Source organism: Actinoallomurus acaciae, from assembly GCF_042429965.1.
GTDB lineage: Bacteria > Actinomycetota > Actinomycetes > Streptosporangiales > Streptosporangiaceae > Actinoallomurus > Actinoallomurus acaciae.
Genome location: NZ_JBHLZP010000017.1, coordinates 19,474 through 38,703 on the forward strand (window position 1 = coordinate 19,474; position 19,230 = coordinate 38,703).

Consider the following 19,230-nt stretch of genomic DNA (forward strand, 5'->3'; position numbering starts at 1 on the left):
TCGGACGCCCGGACGAACGCGCCGCCGGATCCTGTCCGTACTCACGACCATCGGGCCACGCCGGTACGAGAGCCTGGCGCGGTCGATGCGGTCACACGCGACCACGTGAACACGCGAACGGGTGAGGCGTCATGAATGCGCTGCACGAGATCGATCCGGCCTTCCGCGCCCTTCCCGCGCGCGTGCTCGCGGACGCCGCCCTCGGCCGGGCACGAGAGCTCTCCGCCGAACACGCCGACTTCCGCCTCGAACGCGTACGGACCGGCCGGCTGCGCCTGCGCGACGGCCACCTCGAATCCTCCTCCGACGAAGAGGCCACCGGCCTGGCGGTCCGGGTGGTGCACGAGGGCACGTGGGGGTTCGCCGCCGGCATCGCGCGGACGGCCGGGGCGGCGCGGGCGCTGGCCGAGCAGGCGGTGGCGACCGCGCGCCTGAGCCGCCCGCTGCGCGGAGATCCGGTCGAGCCGGCCGGCGAACCGGTCCATGACGACGTCACCTGGATCTCCTCCTACACGGTGAACCCGTTCGACGTACAAGAGGCCGAGCGGGCCGAGAGGATGGCCGAACTGTCTCGGCGGCTCCTGACCGCAGACGGCGTCGACCATGTCGACGCCGTCCTGACCCAGGTCATCGAGAACAAGTTCTATGCCGACACGGCGGGCACGATGACCACCCAGCAGCGCGTACGGGTGCATCCGGAGCTCACGGCGCTCACCATCGGCGCCGGCTCCTTCTCCACCATGCGAACCCTCGCTCCGCCGACCGGCCGCGGCTGGGAGTACCTGACCGGCACGGGCTGGGACTTCGACGCCGAGCTCGCCGAACTGCCCGAGCTGCTGATGGCGCATGCGACGGCGCCGAGCGTGGAACCGGGCTCGTACGACCTGGTCATCGCCCCGTCGAACCTCTGGCTGACGATCCACGAGTCGATCGGGCACGCCACCGAGCTGGACCGCGCGCTGGGGCATGAGGCCGCCTTCGCGGGGACGAGCTTCGCGACCCCCGACCGGCTGGACTCGCTGCGCTATGGCAGCGCGGCGATGAACGTGACCGGCGACCGCACCGCCGGGCACGGCCTCGCCACCATCGGCTACGACGACGAGGGTGTGGCGGCCCAGCGTTTCGACATCGTGCGTGACGGTGTGCTGGTGGGCTACCAGCTCAACCGGGAGCTGGCGCGGGCCGGCCGGTTCGGGCGGTCGAACGGCTGCGCGTACGCCGACTCGAGCGGGCGCGTCCCGTTGCAGCGGATGGCGAACGTGTCGCTGCGGCCGGCCCCGGACGGGCCCTCGACGGAAGAGCTGATCTCGGGGGTGGAGCACGGCATCTACGTCGAGGGCGACCGGTCGTGGTCGATCGACATGCAGCGGTTCAACTTCCAGTTCACCGGCCAACGATTCCACCGCATCGAGCACGGCCGGCTGGCCGGGCCGCTGCGCGACGTCGCCTACCAGGCCACGACCACCGATTTCTGGGGCTCGATGGAGGCCGTCGGCGGCCCGGCCACGTATGTCATGGGGGGTTCCTTCGGCTGCGGGAAGGGCCAGCCGGGACAGTCCGCGCCGGTGTCGCACGGCTGCCCCGCCGCGCTGTTCCGCAGCGTCAACGTCCTCAACACCAACAGGGAGGGGGGCCGGTGACCACTCACGCCGGAAACAGAGCGGTGGACAGCGCCCAGGAGCTCGCCGAGGCCGCGCTCGCGGAGTCCGCCGCCGACGGCTGCGTCGTCGTGGTCGAGGAGCACAGCGAGACGAACCTGCGGTGGGCCGCGAACGCCCTCACCACCAACGGGCAGGCACGGACCCGCTCGCTCACCGTCATCTCGACCTTCGAGCGCGCCGACGGCGCGAGCGCGGGCGTGGTCACGCGGGCCGTCACCACGGCCCGCGAGGTCGCGGATCTCGTCCACGCGTCGGAGGCCGCGGGCCGCACGGCCAGGCCGACCTCCGAGGCGAGCCCGCTCGTCGAGCCGTACGAGCACGACGACGACTGGGCCGCAGCCGCCGCCGAGACCAGCGCCGCGGTGTTCGAGGACCTCGTGCCCGCGCTCGGCGCGGCCTTCGGCCGTTGGCGTCGCGAAGGCCGGCTGCTGTTCGGCTACGCCGAGCACCAGATGAGCTCCTGCTTCCTCGCCACGTCCACTGGCCTGCGGCGACGCTTCGACCAGCCCGACGGCCGGCTCGAACTGACCGGCAAGTCGGGCGACCTCACCCGCGCGACGTGGTCCGGGGCGCACGTCCCGGACTTCGCCGGCGTCGACGTCACCACGGTCGCCGAGGCGCTCGGACAGCGCCTGGACCAGTCGCCGGAACGCGTCGCGCTGCCGGCCGGACGGTACGAGACGATCCTGCCGCCCGCCGCGGTCGCCGACCTGATGATCTGTGCCTACCAGAAGGCGTCCGCCCGCGACGCCGACGAGGGACGCAACGTGTACGGCGCGGGCGGCGGCAGCCGCATCGGCGAGCGGCTCTCCACCTTGCCGCTCACGTTGCGCTCCGACCCGGCCGAGCCGGGCCTGCGATGCTCGCCGTTCGCCATCATCACCGCACCGGAGAGCGGCATGGAGTCGGTGTTCGACAACGGGCAGCCGGTGTCCGCGGTGCCGTGGATCAGCCGGGGTCACCTCACGGACCTGGTGCGCACCCGGTCGTGGGCACGGCACACCGGTTCACGGCCACGCCCGAGGGTCGGCAACCTGATCCTCGACGGAGGCGGCGACGCGACGCTCGAACAGATGATCGCCACGACCGAACGCGGGCTCCTGCTGACCAGTCTGTGGTACGTCCGCGAGGTCGACCCGCGGACCCTGCTGTCCACCGGCCTGACCCGCGACGGCGTGTACCTCGTGGAGAACGGCCGGATACGCGGCACGGTGAACAACTTCCGCTTCAACGAGTCGCCGACCGACCTGCTGGGCCGGCTCACCGAGGCCGGGCGGAGCGAGCACACGCTTCCCCGGGAGCGCAGCGACCGCTTCCGGCGTACGAAAATGCCGGCGATCCGGGTCCCCGACTTCAACATGTCGACGGTCAGCGACGCCGTCTGACCGGCGGCACGTGCTGACCGGCGCGCGTGTTCGTCAGCGCCGGACGATCGTCCGGTACGCGTCCGGGTCGGTCACGCCCTCGGTGACGAGCAGCAGGACCGTACGGTGGCGGCCCGACGACAGCAGCCGTACGCCGGCCGGGTCTTCGGCCAGCACCGCGAGCCCGGCCAGGCTGGCCGCGCCGCTCTCCCCGGCGGCGATGCCTTCGTCGGCCAGCCGTCGCATCGCGTCCATCACCTCATCGTCGGACACCGCCACTGCGGCGCGCACCCCACCGCGCAGCACCGGCCAGGCGACACGAGACACCTCGCCGCAGTTCAGCCCCGCCATGATCGACTCGTGCGGACCGGGCACCGTGACGGGCCGGCCGGCGGCGAGTGATCGCCGGACGCAGTCCGCGGCCCGCGGTTCGACAGTGACCACGTCGCAGCCCTCGCCGCGCGTCAGGTTCCGCACCGCGGCGGAGGCGAACGCGCCCACGCCCGCCGGCACCACAGCCAGGTCGAACGCGGCCGGCTCCCCGGTCGCCTCCGCGAGCTGGGCGTACGCCTCACGAAAGATCGTGCCGTAGCCCGCCGCGACCGCCGAGGGCACCGTCTCATAACCCGGCCAGGACGTGTCGGAGACGAGGAGGTGGTGCGGATTCTCGCGTGCGTCGGCGGCGGACCGGCGAACCGTGTCGTCATACGAGCCGTCGACGACCGTCACCTCGGCGCCCTCTTTCTTGATCACGGCGATCCTCGCCGGCAGCATCCCGCTGGGAACGTAGATCCGGCAGGCGATCCCGAGCCGCCGCCCGATGTGGGCGACGGCCCGCCCGTGGTTGCCGTCGGTCGCCGTGGTGAGGACCATGCCGGCGGGCAGCGACCGCGCGGCGGCCGCGGTCGCCTCGAACCGAGGCGGGACGGTCCCGCCGCACTTGTCGGCGACCACGCGGTGGATGGCCCAGCTCGCGCCGACGACCTTGAACGACGGGAGGCCAAGCCGCTCCCGCTCGTGTTTGACGAAGACGCGCCTGCCGTCCTGGCCCGGCAGAGCGATCAGTGGCGTGCGCTGGAAGCCCGGCATGGACGCGTGGAACGCCTCGATCTCGGCGGCGTCCGGCGCCGAGCCGGGCGCCCGTCCTCCGGCCCAGGCGGGGTTCACCGAGACTCTTTCCACCGCAGGCACCTCCATGAGCGCCGCCCGCGCGTCGGCCGGCTGTCGTCGACAGCCAGCTTCGCATTCACAGCCCAGCAGGATCTTCGTCGGCCGGCCCGAATCGGCGTCCGGGCTTTGGTCGTCCGGTCCGTGCGCACCCTGAGGCAGACCGTGATCAGTATGGGGTGCAACGAGTAAGTCGCTGATCTGCACGAACGGGTGAGTTTGTAGACCAACTCGCAGGTTCGAGTTCTCTGGGGGAAGCGGATGGGAACCGGTCGGGAGCAGCGGGATCATGGTGGTCAGCCACATGAGATCCGCAGCCGATGCTCTGTCGACTGCCGCGAGCGGGTGTGTTCTCGCGCCCGTGGCACGGCGGCCCTTCCGACCTGATGGCGGTGGTGTCAGGTCGGGGTCGCGGCGGTCGCCCTTCCAGGTGTAGTGGCCGCCGTCAGGGTTTGTCGAGGTGTAGTCCTTCTTGGCCGACACGCCTCTGGCGGATGTGGCGATCGGTCTGCACCGACGCCCGGCCATGCCCTCATCGTAGGAGGGGGCGTGAGATCACTGTGGCGCGCCGAGTCACGCGCCGGTGCATCCCGCGCGCGCCGAGGGCGGCGTCAGCGGGTCATGAGCGTGCGCAGCCGGCCGGTGAGCTAGTCCTGGAGATCGACCAGCCCCTCGGTGTTGCCGAGGTAATTAATGTAGCGGTGGTGGCGCAGGTCAAAGGGTACGTCGTCGGGCGATTGCGTGATGAGCACGACCTCGCGACCCAGGGTGTGCGATGCCGGCCTCGTAAAAGACGTTCGCGTTGCGTCCGGTCAGGTCGCAGACGACGACCACGGGCCCGCATCCACGGCGGGAAGGCATTCGCTGGGGCGGACGGCCCTTCGTTACCGCGGCCTGACTCGCCTATGCGTTGAGAGCGCTGGAGTTTGGGGGACGTCCTCGGACGGCGTCAGCTTCGAGCGAAGCGATGCAGGGCGTCGAGCACGGGCAGCGCTAGCGTGCTCGGGTGGTCGGTGTCGTGCATCAGATGGTCCACTCCCGGCAGCACCACTCGGCCCGGTCCACCGGCATGCGCGTGACGCAGGGCGGTCTTCAGGGCGTTCGTTGTGTCACAAGGGACCTGGACGTCGTTCGTGCCGCACGTCAGCAGCACCTTGGTTCCCGGCCGGAGTGCGGCGGCGGTGTCCGGTGGGTAGACGGCGTCGTCGCTTTCCACGAACCGGGCGTTCGGTCCTTGGAACGCCTCGAAGAGCTGGGCGATCGGGGAGGGGAGATCGGTGGTGTCGACCGGTCGGCGTTCGCGCAGAGAGGTGACGGCGGCATCAATGGCCGCGTTGACAGTGCGTTGCTGCTCCGGTGTGAACTGGCCCTGCCGGGTCGCTTCGGCGATCTGAGCTTTGAGTTGGAGCGCGACCAGGTCCAGCATGCGGATCGCCTGTGGTTGCAGAAGCGCTAGGCCGGCCGGGCGCGGGCGGACGGTGCCGCTCAGCAGCAGTCCCGTCATCGCGCCCTCGCTGTGCCCAACGACAAGCAGCGCGTGCGGGTCGGTCTCCGGCTGATCGCGCAACGACTCGTAGGCGGCCCGTGCCTGGCGGACGAACGCCGGGTAGTCGAGTTCCTCCGGGTGGTCTTGGTAGGCGCCGAGCCCGGTGCGGCCGGTGCCGTACTTGTCGAACCGCAGCGTGGCGATTCCGTCTTTGTCGAGCGCATCGGCCAACTGCGCCAGGGTGTCCGGTGAGGACGCGGGCGGTTGGTCGCCGTCGCGGTCGGTGGGTCCGCTGCCGGGCAGCAGCAGTGCTGCCCGCAGCCGTTGCCCGGCGCGATGCTGGGGAACGTGCAGGGTGCCGTACGTGGTCGTACCGTCGGCCGTGAAGACGACCTCGCGGTCGGCGGCACGCACCAGACCGGGCGTCGCCTCGGCCGGAGTGGCGGTGACGACGGCCAGCGCCACCACGCCCGCTGCCAAGTGGCGAAACATCGGCCTACCTCCTTTCAGCGAGGGTGCTCTCGATCAGGGCGACAGTCGCGCGGGGGTCATCGACCTGGAGAACCAGGCGCGCGTACTGCTCGTCGGCGAGTTCGATCACGAGAGCCTTCGACCGATCCTTGACGTCCCAGAAGACCTTTTCGCCATCCTGATGAAATGTGCCCGCGATGATCACACCGGGTACGTGGGAGCCCTGCGCGCGGATTCCCTTGGGTTCGGTGGCGATACCGGGGTCGACGGTCGCGCCACGGACGTTGGCCAGCGGGATGGTCAGGCTGCCTTTGAAGGCCCAGAGCTTGTCGAGACCCTCGATCACGACGACGAGGTCGTCGCCTTCGATACGTATGAGTGCCATGTCGGTTTCCTTTTCAGGTCAGAGGGTGGAGGCATTGGGCCAGCGCGGTGGTGGCGTTGTCGGGGTTGCCGCGCAGGATGATGCCCAGCGCGGCGGCCGTGAGGGCGGCCGCCAGGTCGGTGGAAACGCCGAGCGCGTCGGCGATCGCCTGGTCGACGGCGGCCAACGCGGCCTTCACCTCGGCGGCGACCTCCTCGTCGACCGGTGCGCGTTCGGTCGCCGCGAGTAGAAGCAGGTCGAGGTCGGCCGACGTGACGAGCCGCAGCGCGGCCGCGGCGTCCGATGCGCCAGCAAGGGCGTCGAGCAACGGGCGGACGTCGTCGACGAGGTGGCGGCGCAGAGCGACCAGGTAGAGGCCGCGTTTGCTGCCGAACGTCTTGTACAGGCTGTTGCGGTGCACGCCGAGGTGGCTGACGAGGTCGTCAACGGACACGCCGTCATACGCACGTCCGCCGAACAGAGCCACGGCGGCACGCACCGCTTCGTCCTCGTCGAATGCTCTTGGCCTGCCCATGATCACTACAGTAGACAGTTGAGGAACGATCAGTCAAGAACGATCGTTCCTCAATCGCTGTCCCCCTCCGAGGCCCGGCCTTCCAGCGGTTGCGGGACGGTCCCGAGACTGCTGCGCCGTGTCCAGCCACTTTGAACCGGTCGGCTCGATCGGTCCAGGGCCATGCCGGATTCTTCGTTGTAGAGGTAATCGGGTTTCGGTGTGATCAGGCCATGCGGCGGCGGATGTACGAGGGGGCGTTGTCACGGTGTTCCCGTTCGGGGAGGCCGGAGCGGATCTTCGGGTTCGATGCGATGTGATCATCTGCCCAGAAGTCGATGAGGTCGGGGACGCTGAGGTCGTGGAACATCGGCACGTCGCGCAGCCGGCGTCCGGTGGTCAGCATCCATGTGGCGGTGAGCGCCATGGCGATCACCCGGTCGTCGGCTGTGTGGGGGCCTCGGACGTTGTCGGCGGGCGGTAGCGCCTCAGGAGGTTTGGTGCGCGGTTCTTCATTCTCGGAATCGCCGATATTGGGGGACGCCATGATGTCCGTGGTCGCGGTCTTGGGGAGGACCGCGTCTCGGTGGAGTGCGTGAGAGATGGTGAAGCGGCACGCGTGTGGAAGCCGTTGCCGTCTTCGCCGACGCACCCGTGACCTGCAGGGCGAAGCGTGTGTGGATGAAGGAGACATCGATACTCCGTGGGCGGTGTACGTCGTTAACGCCGCCGACGATGGCCCACCGCCCGGACCCTTCGTGTGGATTCAGTGCCTATCCGGAATAAACGGGATACCGGCGGAAGATGACGGACGTCTGTCCGGTTTCGTCCGAGCTGTAACAGCACATCGGTATGTGTCGTATGCAACATCCGGTGGCGATGGAATCGGAGACGATGACCCGCGCGCTGAAACGCGGAGGATCCCTCCGTGCGGCCATGCCGATGTAACCAAGTGCTTATCCTGTGTGCGGTTCTGGAAGGCACTCCCATATCGGGCGAAACAAAAAACCGGCTTGATCACATCCCGGTCCAACGATGTCGGACCGGCCGGTATGAGGCGTTTTTGCATGGCAGTATGCGACGCGTCCCTGTTAACACCGAAGAAAGATGATCACTATGAGCCCAATGTGCGGGTGCGATGAGTAAGAGCGCCAACGACCGCTGGCAGCGGCAGATCCTCGAGAGCGTAATCAGCGAACTGTGGCGTCTGTATCTGCAATCCGGTCGACCGGCGTACCAGGAGATGGAGGCGATCGCTGAGAAGACCGACGGAATACGAGACCTCCCGCACAGCACGATTTACGACGTACTGAAGACGAAACGCCTCCGGCTCCCCGACCTGCAGTTCGTCATCGCCTTCGTCACGGTATGCCGGGTCTACGCCGCACGGATCGGTGTGCCCCTTGACCAACTCGCGACGGTGGAGGACTGGCGACGACGGTGGTATCTGGCCTCCCGCGCATGCACCGATACCGCCCCCTGGCCCGTCAATGCCGTGGACATCTTCGAACTCGAAGCCCAGGCCGCCGCACGGGACACCAGCCGCCGCGCTCGGACCCCGTGGCCATCACTGCGAGCACGGGCGGAGACGCTCGCGGCCCCGGCCGGCCTGCACCCGCGACAGGGACCGGGTAGCCGGGCGACCTTGCTCGCGATGGCTCGGCATACCCGCACGATGAGCTGGTGGCATCCCTATGGCGACGTCGTCGCGGACTGGTTCACGACCTACCTGAGCCTGGAGCCGGCGGCCGACCTCATCCGTGTGTACGAGACCCGCCACGTCCCTGACCTGCTTCAGACCGACGAATACGCTCGCGCCATGATCCGGTACGAGCACCCGGAAGCGGGCACGAACGAGATCGACCACCGGCTCGAACTGCGGATGCGTCGTCAGCAGATCCTCCACCGCCCCAACGCCACCACGCTGTGGGGCATCCTTGATGAGGGTTGCTTTCACCACCCTGCCGTTCCCCGGAAAATCGTGAGGCGCCAGGTCGAACACCTCCTTGGCGTCGCCCAACAGCCCAACATCGCAGTCCAGCTGATGACGGGCGGCCTGGAGGCTTCTGCCTGCGACGCTATAGCCGGTGGCCCCATCGCGACCCTGCGTTTCCCTCAACCCGAACTCCCGGACATGGTGTATCTGCCCCAGAATGATCACGCGCTGTATCCAGACAAGCCGGACGACATCGACCATTACACTCAGGTCTTGGACCGTCTGGGAATCGAGGCCACAAAAAGGACCGCGATCATCACCATCCTCAACCAGCTCCTCACCAACCTCTAGGCCAACACCGCGTACGCACGACACCGGCCGACCTTTCAGAAAAAGGGGTCACGGTTCCCGATGGAACCGTCACCGTCCCAGCGGTCACCCCCACCTGATGGAGGTAGCCGTGGACAGCCAAGACTCCGACTTCCCCTGGCACGAGGCAGAAAAGGACCTGATGGCGGGGATCGACAGCTCGGTTCCCCATTCGGCCCGCATCTGGAACTACTGGCTGGGCGGCAAAGACAACTACGCCATCGACAGAAGCACCGGCGACCGCTACTGCGAGATCTTCCCCGGGATCGTCGGGATCGCCCGCGCGGCCCGTATCTTCCACACCCGCGCCGTCCGCTACCTGGCCGGCGAACGGAGCATCCACCAGTTCCTCGACATCGGCACCGGTCTGCCCACCGCCAACAACACCCACGAAGTCGCCCAGCAGACAACCCCCCACAGCCGCGTCGTGTACGTCGACAACGACCCGCTGGTCCTCGCGCACGCCAACGCGCTCCTGACCAGCACGCCACCAGGCGTAACCGACTACATCGAGGCCGACATCCGTGAACCGGACGCGATACTGCGCGCCGCCGCCGACACCCTCGATTTCACCCGGCCGATCGCGCTCATGCTCATGGGCATCATGGGTCACATCACCGACGACGCCCACGCCTACTCCATCGTCGGACACCTCTTGGCCGGGCTCCCGCCGGGAAGCTTCCTGGTACTACGAGACGCCACCAACACCGACACGACCTTCGGCGGCGCCCAGGAGCTCTACAACCAAAGCGGAGCAGCGCCCTACAAGCTTCGCAGCCCCCAACAGATCGCCCGCTTCTTCGACACCCTCCAACTCATCGAGCCCGGCCTGGTCACCCCGCTGGAATGGAAACCCGATCCAGGCGAGGAACCAGTCCGAGTAGAAATGGCCTGCGGCGTCGGCCAAAAGAAATGAGCCCAGCACATGCTGTGCGTACGGTCCTGGAGTTCGACGCCTGACCCGCCGCGCACCGCGGGCCCGCGCCCTACCTCGCCGGTGACACGGCGGTCGCGAGGAACTCCCGGAACGACACCGGCGGGCGCCCGCGATGGTTCAGAGGGCCACGACCGAGCGGGTGAGGTGCACCGGGAGGTCGGCATCGCGGCCTACGGAGGCCGCCCAGGCGACCGCGTGGCGTTGGAGGAGTACGAGTTCGGCCAGCGGCTCCGTGCCGCCGTGGTGGACGCGTGCCCCCGTCGCCTCGATGGCGGTGATCTCCACGGCCGACAGCGGGGTCATCGCCCACACGAGGGTGTCCGGTCCGGCGACACTGATCGGTCCGTGACGGTACTCGCCGGTCGCGTACGCCTCCGCCCACATGCCCGCGGACTCGCGGCACTTCAGCGCGGCCTCCTGGGCGAGTGCGGCGGCCCATCCCGAGGCGAGGACGACCAGTTGCCGGGGCAGTGTCTCGGTGACCTCGGCGTTCACCGCCCGCTCGCCGCTGTCGACGAGTTCCGCCTGGGCCCGCGCGCCGAGCTGGGCGCGCAGCAGAGCCAGCAGAGTCGTCGGAAACCGGGTCTGCACGACGCTTCGCTCGTCGGCGTACGAAAGGTCGACGATGTCGGTGGCCAGAGAGGCGATCGGCGTGTCGAGAGCGCCGAGTACGGCCGTTATCGGGGTGTCGTCCCCGAGCCGCCGCAGTGCCCGGTGAACCTCGGTGGTGGTGCCCGACCGGCTGATCGCCACCACCCGGTCGTACGGGCGGAGCACCTCGGGCAGCTCCGAGGCGATGACGGCGTCAGTCGGTCCGTGTCCGCGCTGCTCACGTAGCCACGCGTACGCCGCGGCGACGTAGTAGGACGTGCCGCAACCCAGGACGAGGACCTTCTCGCCCGCCTCCGGCAACCCACCAGGCCCGGAACGGCTCTGCGCCTGGGCGCGGATCCAGGAGCCGGGCTGGCTGGCGATTTCGGCAGAGGTGATCCGCCCGAGGGCTGGTGCGGTTCCGGGCATGTCAGAGTTCCCCTTCTCTGGGACGTCGGTTCTGGGGGTCGTGGCCGTCGACGGTGCCGAACTGGTCCAGGAGTGGTGCGTGCGCGACGACCGCGGGCACCTCCACGACGGCCGTGGCCGGCAGATCGGGAAGCCTGCCCTCGTTCGGCAGGTTCACGGCCGGTTCGACGATGTCCCGGTCGCCGAGCAGGGCCGCGGCGATGCTCACGGCGCGCTCGGCCTCCTGACCGGAGGAGATCTGGAGGGGAACATCGCCGTTCGCCTGGGCTCGCGGGTCGTCCCAGAACCGGCTCTTGTCGTCGATGTACTCGTGCGTCATGTCCTGGCCGCCCCGCAGTCCCCACGCCAGCTCACCGGAGCCCGCCGCGGACAGGTATCGGAAAAGAACTCCGCGACATGACGGTCACCCGGCGCGGGGTGGCGACCGAAGGTTCGCATCAGGCCGGCCGAGACCGCGGCGTGGACGCCCTCGGTGCGCGAGGACGGGGCGTCCCGGCCGCCGGCGTGGGCCTCGACGAGCTCCCGCAGCCGCGGGTACAGGTCGGTGCCGCCGGACCGGATGTCGAGCAGCCGGCAGAGATGGTCGAGGCCGGCGTACACCGCGTGTACGTCATCGGGACCGACGCTGTCGCCCACGGTCTGGCGGATCCCGTACCGCGCTGGGATCTCCAGCTCCGCCCGCCATCCGCCGGCCCCGCCGACCGCGATGGTCGTGATCACGAACCTCGCGCCGGGCAGCGCGGCGCGCCGGTCCGTGTGCGCCTCGATCCGTACGCCGTGGCCCCGCCGCACCGCGAGCCGGCGGCCGATCGCCGTCATGGTCTCGGCGGCCTCGCCGTTCGTGTCCACCAGGTGCACGGTGTAGTCCTCGAACGCCGGTGCGGACGTGAGGTCGCGCAGGAGCCCGGGCGTGAACACCGTGCTGCCGGCCCCGATGAGCACGAGTCCCCGGCCGGCCGCGCCGCGGGCCGACCGGGTCACTTCACGCTCCCGGTCAGCAGGCCGTTCACGATGTAGCGGTTGAGCGTCAGCCCGATGACCGCCGGCACCACGATGGCGATCACCCCGGCCGCGCTGAGCAGAGTCGTGGGCACGACGTGCTGTCCCTGCAGCGACTGGACGACCACGGTGAGCGGCTGGGTCGACAGGTCGGTCGACAGGACCAGCGGGAAGAGGAACTGCGTCCAGGAGAAGAGGAACGTGATGATCGCCGTCGAGATGATGCCAGGCAGGGCCAGCGGAAGCAGCACGTGCCAGAGGATCTGCATGCGGCCGGCCCCGTCGACCTGGCCGGCCTCCTCGATCGCGGTCGGCAGGCTCACGAGGTAGTTGTGCATGATCCACGTCGCCAGCGGCAGGAAGCCGGAGACGTACACCAGCACGATGCCGGTGTAGGTGTTGACCAGGCCGAAGTCGCTCATGATCCGGTACAGCGGGATCAGCGTCGTGTACGCCGGGAAGGCCATCGTGGCCAGTACAGAGTAGAACAGCAGGTTGCGTCCGCGAAAGCGCATCCGCGCGAACGCGTAGGCCGCCAGCGTGGACAGCGCCACGGTGACGATCGTCGCGGCGCCGCACTCGACGAGGATGTTGATCGTCGACCGGCGGATCTGGTCGGGGACCGTTCCATCGCTGCCGAGCAGAGTGATGTAGTGCTTCAGCGTCGGGGTCGGCGGCACGTAGTGCGCCGGTTTGCTCCCGGCCTGTGCCTCCGTCTGCAGGCTGGTGTTGATCGTCCAGTAGATCGGCACCAGCGACCACAACAGGATGAACGCCACGCCGATCCAGCGCGCGCGTATCCGGAGACGCCCGCGGATGACACTCACAGCTCCACCGCCCGGTACACGAGTTTGACGACGCAGAATGACACGACCAGCGTGACCAGCGTGACCAGCAGCGACAGCGCGTACCCCTCGCCGAAGTCCAGGTTCTGGAAGCTGACGGAGTAGGTCTGCACCATCACCGACGAGCCGGTCGGCGCGGCGCCGTTGAGCACGTACGGCTGGTCGAAGACGTTCAGGGTCGCGATCACCGCCTGAACCATGGCCACCGCGATCCCCGGGCGGGCCAGCGGCAGCGTGATCCGCCGGAACGCCCCCCACGCGGAGCATCCGTCCAGGCGCGCCGCCTCGTACAGGTCACCGGGGATGTTCTGCAACGAGGCCAGCACCAGCAACGCCGACAGGGGTGTGATCTGCCATACCTGGACGATCTCGATCAGCGCGATCGTCTGCCAGCGGTTCCGGCCGAGGAAGACGTGGTAGTGATCGACCAGGTGGAGCGAGGTGAGCACGCTGTTCAGCAGACCGGTGTTGGCGTCCCAGATGCCGGTCCACACGATTCCCTCGACCACTCCGGGCAGTGCCCACGGCAGGATCAGGACCGCGATCAGCGCCGCGCGGCCGCGGAATCTGTGCTGCAGGGTGATCGCCATCGCGATGCCGAGAATCGTCGACAGCCCGACGCCGATCACCACGTAGACCAGCGTGTTCTCCGCGGTGATCCGGAAGGTGTGGTCGCCGAACAGCCGGCGGAAGTTACCCAGGCCGGTGAAGCGCGTCGGCGGATCGAGGCTGTCGACCCGGAAGAACGCCTCGATGATCGTGAAGGCCGCCGGTACCAACGCCAGGCCGACGATGAATATCGCCAACGGCGAGACGAGCAGATAGGGGAGCGGATCGAACCGGCGGCGGCGACGCCGGCCGGTCGGCGTCCCCGCGGGCGGGGCCGTCACCGGGAGCGTATCGAGTCGTGGTCCCGTCATGGAAGACACCTCGTGGTCGCGAAGTACCCGGTCACCCGCCGTTCGCCAGCCGGTTCGCGGTGCCGGCGATCGCCTTGATCGCGGCATCGACGGTCAGTGAACCCGTGGCGGCCGAATGCAGGTTCGTGTAGACGGCGTTGGAGAACTGCGGGTACCACGTCGGCGCTCCCGCCGGGAACACCGGCCGGGCACTGGACTTGAGCATCGCGCCGAGCGAGGAGCCGCCGATGAGCTTCCCCTTGGCGGCGAGCTGGTCGACCACGCTCAGCCGGGACGGGAAGTTGTAGCTCGGCAGTGCCTTGTCCGGCCCGTTGAGACCCGCGAAGTCGGCCTGGTTGGCGCCTTCGGTGAACCACTGGATGAACTTCGCCGCGGCCTGGGGGTGCTTGGCCGTCCGCGGGATGCCGATGCCGTCCGGGTTGCTGAGGTTCGGTCCCGGGCCCGTCACGCCCGGAGTGCGGAGGTAGTCGACCTGTTTGACCACGGTAGAGGAGGACGGCACCTCGTACAGGCTGCCGATGTTGCCGGAGTAGTCGCCGAAGACGCTCGCGATCTGGCCATGCGCCATCAGCTTCTGCTGGCCCTGGCTGTCGGTGACGTTGATGTTGCCGGGCGGGACCAGGCCCTGCTTGAACGCGTCGACCATCCACTGCGCGGCCTTGTACCCGGGCGAGTCAGGGCTCGTGAACTGCGGTCTGCCCTGGCCGTCGAGGATCGTCCCGCCGAACGCCCCCGTCGTCTGGTACCAGTACGTCGACAGACCTTCGGCGGCGGCGAACGGGATGTTCAAGGGGTACTGGACGACGCCCTTCGTCTTGATCTGTTTGAGGTCCTGGGTGTACTGGTCGATCGTCTTCGGCATGGTCGTCACGCCGGCCTTGGCGAACATCTTCTTGTTCACGGTGGTCACCAGGAAGGACGCGTCGAACGGGATGCCCACGACGTGGCCGCCGATGGTGAACGAGGACAGCTGCGGCATGTCCGCGGCGAGCGACTTGGTGTCGACGTAGCGCTCCATCGGGTAGAACCAGTTGAGCTTCCCCAACTGGCCCACCCGAGACCAGTCGACGTCGGTCGCGTCCGCGAAGTACGTCTTGGCGGTCGATCCGGCCGCGATCTTCGTCTGAAGACTGTCCCAGTCGATGTCGGTCCACTTGACGGTGATGCCGGTGGACTTGGTGAACGCGTCCAGCGAGGCCTTGGGCGGAGACGGTATGGCCAGGGAGACATTGATCGTCACGCCGCTGGTCGCGGACGAGGCCGCGCCGCCGCCGGAGCACGAGGTGGCGAGCAGAGCCAGACATGACAGCGTGCCGACCACCGCGGCGGGTCTGGCCTGTCGAATGGAAAGCATGGCTACGCCTCTCTTCCAAAAGACGACCCGTCGCTGCGGGTGCCCGGAACCCCGCGTCGGGCGGTGGTTCGGCACCAGCCGGGCCGGGAGGCTCGCGGACGAGACGGACAATCCGATCATCGTCCGTGAGCATTTCGCGCAGTATCTGAACAGTCTGCTGCGCGTGTATCGATCACTATGCTTGATGTGGCAGAGACTTTGGCAGCTTGTTCACCGGGCGTCAACAGTCCTATTCACAAAATTTCCCCGTTATGGGCGGATGTTCGCGCGCCTCACCGGGTACGCGCAGTTTGCATGCAGCCAGGGCATCTAATGCGCAATCTGATCGTTCGTGCGCTAGCCTCGGGGCATGCGACGCAACCAACGCATCCACCAGATCCTGTCCGCGATCGTCGCGCACGGGTCGCTGGAAGTGCCCGAGCTCGCCGAGCGGTTCGGTGTGTCGCATGCGACGATCCGGCGCGATCTCGAGGTGCTCGAACAGCAACGTCTGGTCAGCCGCACCCGTGGTGGTGCCACCACCCACGCCGCGTTCAACGACATGCCGCTGAGCTACAAGACGACCCAGGACCTGGTCGAGAAGCGCAGGATCGCGCATGCGGCCCGTCGGCACCTCGCCGGCGCCCGGGTCATCGGCATGACGGGCGGGACCACGGTGACCGAGTTCGCGCATCTGCTGCTGGAGTCCGACGGTCTCACCGTGGTCACCAACGCCCTCAACGTCGCGCTCCACCTGCTGGACAATCCGCGGCTCCGCGTGTTCACCGCGGGCGGTGAGGTGCGGAGCAGTAGCCAGGAGACGGTCGGGCACAGTGCGGAGGAGTTCCTGGCCGAGTACAACGTCGACGTCGCTTTCGTGGGGGTCGACGGCGTCGACGCCTCGGCGGGATGCACGAACTACGATCCGGTCGGCGCCCGCGTGAACGCCGCCCTGCTCCAGCGCGCCCGCAAGACGATCGTGCTCGCGGACGCGACGAAGATCGGCCGCGTGGCGCTCGCGCAGGTCTGCCCGATGACGTCGGTCGACCTTCTGATCACGGACGGGCGGGCGCCCGAGGCGCAGATCGAACAGATCCGGGAGCGCGACTGCGAGGTCTCGCTCGTCTGACGTTTCGCGCAATCACGCACACGAAAATTGCGTGTTTCCTGCTTGTCATTGTGCGTTTGCCCGCGCCGGTGTCATAGTCCGAGCATGACGAAGGTAGCGTTCATCGGCGCCGGCAGCGTCGAGTTCACCCGTAACATCGTCACCGACCTGTGCGAATTCGCCGAGCTGCACGGCCGGTTCGAGCTGGCGCTCCACGACATCGACGCCGACCGGCTCGCTTACGCCGAAGCGTTGGTGCGCCGCATCAACGAGCAGACCGGCGCCGGCGCCCGAGTGAGCTCCAGCACCGACCGGCTCACCGTCGTCGAAGGTGCCGACTACGTGATCAATGAGATCCAGGTCGGCGGCTACCGCGCCACCCGCGCCGACTTCGGCATTCCGGCCCGCTATGGCGTACGTCAGACGATCTCGGACACGATCGGCATCGGAGGCGTTTTCCGAGGCCTGCGCACGATCCCTGTGCTGATCCAGATCGGCGAGGACCTGGCCAAGGTCGCGCCGGACGCGTACCTGCTCAACTACAGCAACCCGATGGCGATGCTGCCGTGGGCCGTCTACGCCGGTTCACCGTTCCAGCGGGTCGTCGGCATGTGCCATTCGGTCCGCGACACGCACCGGCTCCTCGCCGAGCTGGTCGGCGTACCGCTCGCGGAGATCGACTTCCGCACGGCCGGCTTCAACCACCAGGCGTTCGTCCTCCGTTTCGAGCACGAGGGTCAGGATCTGTACCCGGCGCTGCGCGCGGCCATCGACGCCGATCCGGAGCTCCAGCGCCGGGTCCGCGTCGAGCTGTTCCGGCGCTTCGGCTACTTTCCCACCGAGTCCAGCGAGCACAGCGCCGAATACGTGCCCTGGTTCATGCGCCACGACGAGGAGATCGAGCAGTTCCGAGTCCCGGTCGGTGAATACCTTCGGCGTTCGGAGCGCAACATTGAGGAGTACGAGTCGACCCGCCGGGAACTCGCCGATGAGGGACCTCTGATTCTAGAAGCGACGTCCGAACTGGCCTCGGAGTTCATCCACGCCCACCAGACCGGCCGGGAACGCGAGATCTACCTCAACGTCCGCAACGACGGCCTGATCACCAACCTGCCCGACGAATGCTGCGTCGAGGTCCCGGCCCTGATCGACGGATCGGGTCCGCGTCCACAGCCGATCGGGGCCCTGCCGCCGCAGCTGGCCGCCCTGAACCGTACCTTCCTCAACGTGGTGGAACTCACCGTACGAGCCGTCCTGGACGGCGACCGCCGCCATGTCTACCAGGCCGTTCTCCTGGATCCGAACGCCGGAAGCGTCCTGACCACTCGTCGTGCCGAGGCACTGTGCGACGAACTCCTCGACGCACACCGCGACCTGCTCCCCAGGTCCCTGCGCCGATGACGCGGCACGGCCATGCGATTTCGCGTGCATGAGTGGCGCTGGGGGCCTCGACCTCGTCGACCATCTCGGCGTCGGCGGGCCGGTACGTCTCCCATGCCTCGCGGAACCACGACAGCGGATCCTCGAGACAGGCTCGGCCGGCGATGGGACCGCCTGCCACCGCCATAGGCTCCGGTACACCCAGGGCGCTGAGAGGATGGCGGCACCGGCGGCGAACGCGGCGTCGCCGAGGCCGTTCCAGGCGACGCCCCAGGCGCTGGCGTAGCTGATGGCGGTAGCGGCGTAGATCCGGCGGTCGGCGGTGCCCATGTGCCCGTGGGCGCTGGCCCAGATGATGCCGCCGACGACGGGCGCGGTGACGGCGGCCGCCCAGGAGCTGGGGTGCGCGGTGTGCGCGGTATGGAGGATCTCGCCGGTGGCGGGTGCGGCCGCGACGGTGTTCGCGAGCGCGAGGCGGGTGAGGCGGCTGGAGTTGATGAAGTAGTCGCGTGCGGCGGCTCGCCGTTCTTTGCCTGCGCTCCCGGTCGGCGATCCGGGAGGCGAGGTCACGTTCGATGTCGGCGAGGACGAAGTCCGTGATCGCGCTGACGATCTACCTCGAGCAGCAGGCGAAGGAACGTGAAGAGTGGGAGGAGGCGTGGGTTGACTCCGGCAAGATCTTCACAAAGGAGAACGGCGAGCCGCTCCATCACGCGTGGGTGACAACGTCCTTCCTGCACATCGCCTTCGAGGCCGGCCTGCCGCCCATCCGGCTGCACGACCTCCGGCACGGCGCGGCGACGCTCGCCCGGTCGCGTTGCGGCCGTACGGTGTGCTTTCCGAGTTCGCTGATGTGCGCGTTGGAAGTTCGCGGGGATGGCGAACATCTGCGGGCCGTCGCGCACGTGATCCTCCATCGCTCGTCGGTTATGGGCTTGGTGGCGGAAGCGGAGGCTGGTGCGCAGGCCGCCAAGGCCGTCGCCGCGGGCATAGGCAGGCTTGAAGTACAGGGAGTGTCCTGCTGAGCGAGCGTTTGTCTTGAGCTGTAGCGTTTCTGAGGCTCCTGGGCGAATGAAGCTGCGATTAAAAGTCCACAGCTCTATGAGAATCCCCTACTCGACGCGCTACCGCGTTTTATTTCACAGTGCCACTATGTGCCATTTAATCCGCATTCGCCATTCGCTTCACCGCATATCAGCCCGACATCGTGCCGGGTGCTGCCGGGCGGTACCGCGACATACGAGCACCCACGGAGCAACCGAACCGGCCGTTGGGCCTGGAAAACTATGCATCGCCCGTAGTCTTAACCAGGTCATCCTGTATGGAATGCAACCATCCGTGTGGTCCGCTACGGCT

19 protein-coding genes are annotated in these 19,230 nt (G+C 68.2%); 8 read left to right on the top strand and 11 right to left on the bottom strand.

The genetic code is table 11. From position 1 onward, the window contains the following. The first annotated feature begins 131 nt into the window (after nt 1-131). Nucleotides 132-1,640 carry a TldD/PmbA family protein gene (locus tag ACFFNX_RS04390; RefSeq protein ID WP_378195480.1) on the top strand — a complete coding sequence of 503 codons (1,509 nt, stop codon included), beginning with the start codon at nt 132-134 and terminating at the stop codon, nt 1,638-1,640. Next, on the top strand, nt 1,637-3,046 hold the full coding sequence (locus ACFFNX_RS04395) for a metallopeptidase TldD-related protein (protein ID WP_378195483.1): 1,410 nt from the start codon (nt 1,637-1,639) through the stop codon (nt 3,044-3,046). Before ACFFNX_RS04390 ends, ACFFNX_RS04395 begins: the two co-directional genes overlap by 4 nt. A gap of 33 nt (nt 3,047-3,079) precedes the next feature. On the opposite strand, the gene ACFFNX_RS04400 is transcribed toward ACFFNX_RS04395, so the two are convergent. From ACFFNX_RS04400 to ACFFNX_RS04420, 5 genes are all read right to left on the bottom strand, one after another. Beyond that, on the bottom strand, nt 3,080-4,207 hold the full coding sequence (locus ACFFNX_RS04400; RefSeq protein WP_378195486.1) for a diaminopropionate ammonia-lyase: 1,128 nt from the start codon (nt 4,205-4,207) through the stop codon (nt 3,080-3,082). A gap of 934 nt (nt 4,208-5,141) precedes the next feature. Continuing rightward, a complete protein-coding gene (locus ACFFNX_RS04405) occupies nt 5,142-6,170 on the bottom strand; it encodes an alpha/beta hydrolase family protein (RefSeq protein ID WP_378195489.1) in 1,029 nt (342 codons plus the stop codon). A 4-nt stretch (nt 6,171-6,174) separates the two neighbouring features. Further along, a complete protein-coding gene (locus ACFFNX_RS04410; RefSeq protein WP_378195491.1) occupies nt 6,175-6,534 on the bottom strand; it encodes a hypothetical protein in 360 nt (119 codons plus the stop codon). A 13-nt stretch (nt 6,535-6,547) separates the two neighbouring features. Further along, on the bottom strand, nt 6,548-7,048 hold the full coding sequence (locus ACFFNX_RS04415; protein ID WP_378195566.1) for a helix-turn-helix domain-containing protein: 501 nt from the start codon (nt 7,046-7,048) through the stop codon (nt 6,548-6,550). A gap of 205 nt (nt 7,049-7,253) precedes the next feature. Beyond that, nucleotides 7,254-7,574, bottom strand: a complete 321-nt coding sequence (locus ACFFNX_RS04420) for a hypothetical protein (RefSeq protein ID WP_378195494.1) — start codon at nt 7,572-7,574, stop codon at nt 7,254-7,256. A 591-nt stretch (nt 7,575-8,165) separates the two neighbouring features. Between ACFFNX_RS04420 and ACFFNX_RS04425 the strand changes: the two genes are divergently transcribed. Both ACFFNX_RS04425 and ACFFNX_RS04430 read left to right on the top strand, forming a co-directional pair. Next, nucleotides 8,166-9,314, top strand: a complete 1,149-nt coding sequence (locus tag ACFFNX_RS04425) for a DUF5753 domain-containing protein (RefSeq protein WP_378195497.1) — start codon at nt 8,166-8,168, stop codon at nt 9,312-9,314. A gap of 109 nt (nt 9,315-9,423) precedes the next feature. Beyond that, complete coding sequence (locus ACFFNX_RS04430) at nt 9,424-10,248, top strand: SAM-dependent methyltransferase (RefSeq protein ID WP_378195500.1); 825 nt, start codon at nt 9,424-9,426, stop codon at nt 10,246-10,248. A 138-nt stretch (nt 10,249-10,386) separates the two neighbouring features. Here ACFFNX_RS04430 and ACFFNX_RS04435 read toward each other — a convergent pair whose 3' ends face one another. The 6 genes from ACFFNX_RS04435 to ACFFNX_RS04460 are packed head-to-tail and all read right to left on the bottom strand — an operon-like array spanning nt 10,387 to nt 15,407. Then, complete coding sequence (locus ACFFNX_RS04435; protein ID WP_378195502.1) at nt 10,387-11,289, bottom strand: SIS domain-containing protein; 903 nt, start codon at nt 11,287-11,289, stop codon at nt 10,387-10,389. Between the two features lies 1 nt (nt 11,290). Continuing rightward, entirely contained in the window at nt 11,291-11,608 is a 318-nt protein-coding gene (locus tag ACFFNX_RS04440) for a family 4 glycosyl hydrolase (protein WP_378195505.1), read from the bottom strand. Next, nucleotides 11,605-12,270 carry a family 4 glycosyl hydrolase gene (locus tag ACFFNX_RS04445; protein WP_378195507.1) on the bottom strand — a complete coding sequence of 222 codons (666 nt, stop codon included), beginning with the start codon at nt 12,268-12,270 and terminating at the stop codon, nt 11,605-11,607. Before ACFFNX_RS04445 ends, ACFFNX_RS04440 begins: the two co-directional genes overlap by 4 nt. Then, entirely contained in the window at nt 12,267-13,115 is an 849-nt protein-coding gene (locus ACFFNX_RS04450) for a carbohydrate ABC transporter permease (RefSeq protein ID WP_378195510.1), read from the bottom strand. Before ACFFNX_RS04450 ends, ACFFNX_RS04445 begins: the two co-directional genes overlap by 4 nt. Next, entirely contained in the window at nt 13,112-14,053 is a 942-nt protein-coding gene (locus ACFFNX_RS04455) for a carbohydrate ABC transporter permease (RefSeq protein ID WP_378195513.1), read from the bottom strand. Before ACFFNX_RS04455 ends, ACFFNX_RS04450 begins: the two co-directional genes overlap by 4 nt. 31 nt (nt 14,054-14,084) lie before the next feature. Beyond that, complete coding sequence (locus tag ACFFNX_RS04460) at nt 14,085-15,407, bottom strand: extracellular solute-binding protein (protein ID WP_378195516.1); 1,323 nt, start codon at nt 15,405-15,407, stop codon at nt 14,085-14,087. A gap of 349 nt (nt 15,408-15,756) precedes the next feature. Here ACFFNX_RS04460 and ACFFNX_RS04465 point away from each other — a divergent pair, with 349 nt between their 5' ends. From ACFFNX_RS04465 to ACFFNX_RS04480, 4 genes are all read left to right on the top strand, one after another. Then, a complete protein-coding gene (locus tag ACFFNX_RS04465; RefSeq protein WP_378195519.1) occupies nt 15,757-16,515 on the top strand; it encodes a DeoR/GlpR family DNA-binding transcription regulator in 759 nt (252 codons plus the stop codon). 84 nt (nt 16,516-16,599) lie between these two features. After that, on the top strand, nt 16,600-17,895 hold the full coding sequence (locus ACFFNX_RS04470; protein WP_378195522.1) for an alpha-glucosidase/alpha-galactosidase: 1,296 nt from the start codon (nt 16,600-16,602) through the stop codon (nt 17,893-17,895). Nucleotides 17,896-18,202: 307 nt separating this feature from the next. After that, nucleotides 18,203-18,379: a hypothetical protein gene (locus ACFFNX_RS04475; RefSeq protein ID WP_378195527.1), complete on the top strand. Its 177-nt coding sequence runs from the start codon at nt 18,203-18,205 to the stop codon at nt 18,377-18,379. A 91-nt stretch (nt 18,380-18,470) separates the two neighbouring features. Continuing rightward, the gene (locus ACFFNX_RS04480; RefSeq protein WP_378195530.1) at nt 18,471-18,899 is read left to right on the top strand and encodes a site-specific integrase; all 429 of its coding nucleotides are present in this window, start codon (nt 18,471-18,473) and stop codon (nt 18,897-18,899) included. Nucleotides 18,900-19,230: the final 331 nt, after the last annotated feature.

Coding starts and splice junctions, on each gene's coding strand:
- ACFFNX_RS04390 (WP_378195480.1), top strand. CDS start 132: ATGAATGCGCTGCACGAGATCGATCCGGCCTTCCGCGCCCTTCCCGCG.
- ACFFNX_RS04405 (WP_378195489.1), bottom strand. CDS start 6,170: ATGTTTCGCCACTTGGCAGCGGGCGTGGTGGCGCTGGCCGTCGTCACC.
- ACFFNX_RS04410 (WP_378195491.1), bottom strand. CDS start 6,534: ATGGCACTCATACGTATCGAAGGCGACGACCTCGTCGTCGTGATCGAG.
- ACFFNX_RS04415 (WP_378195566.1), bottom strand. CDS start 7,048: ATGGGCAGGCCAAGAGCATTCGACGAGGACGAAGCGGTGCGTGCCGCC.
- ACFFNX_RS04420 (WP_378195494.1), bottom strand. CDS start 7,574: ATGGCGTCCCCCAATATCGGCGATTCCGAGAATGAAGAACCGCGCACC.
- ACFFNX_RS04425 (WP_378195497.1), top strand. CDS start 8,166: ATGAGTAAGAGCGCCAACGACCGCTGGCAGCGGCAGATCCTCGAGAGC.
- ACFFNX_RS04435 (WP_378195502.1), bottom strand. CDS start 11,289: ATGCCCGGAACCGCACCAGCCCTCGGGCGGATCACCTCTGCCGAAATC.
- ACFFNX_RS04440 (WP_378195505.1), bottom strand. CDS start 11,608: ATGACGCACGAGTACATCGACGACAAGAGCCGGTTCTGGGACGACCCG.
- ACFFNX_RS04455 (WP_378195513.1), bottom strand. CDS start 14,053: ATGACGGGACCACGACTCGATACGCTCCCGGTGACGGCCCCGCCCGCG.
- ACFFNX_RS04460 (WP_378195516.1), bottom strand. CDS start 15,407: ATGCTTTCCATTCGACAGGCCAGACCCGCCGCGGTGGTCGGCACGCTG.
- ACFFNX_RS04465 (WP_378195519.1), top strand. CDS start 15,757: ATGCGACGCAACCAACGCATCCACCAGATCCTGTCCGCGATCGTCGCG.
- ACFFNX_RS04470 (WP_378195522.1), top strand. CDS start 16,600: ATGACGAAGGTAGCGTTCATCGGCGCCGGCAGCGTCGAGTTCACCCGT.
- ACFFNX_RS04475 (WP_378195527.1), top strand. CDS start 18,203: ATGTGCCCGTGGGCGCTGGCCCAGATGATGCCGCCGACGACGGGCGCG.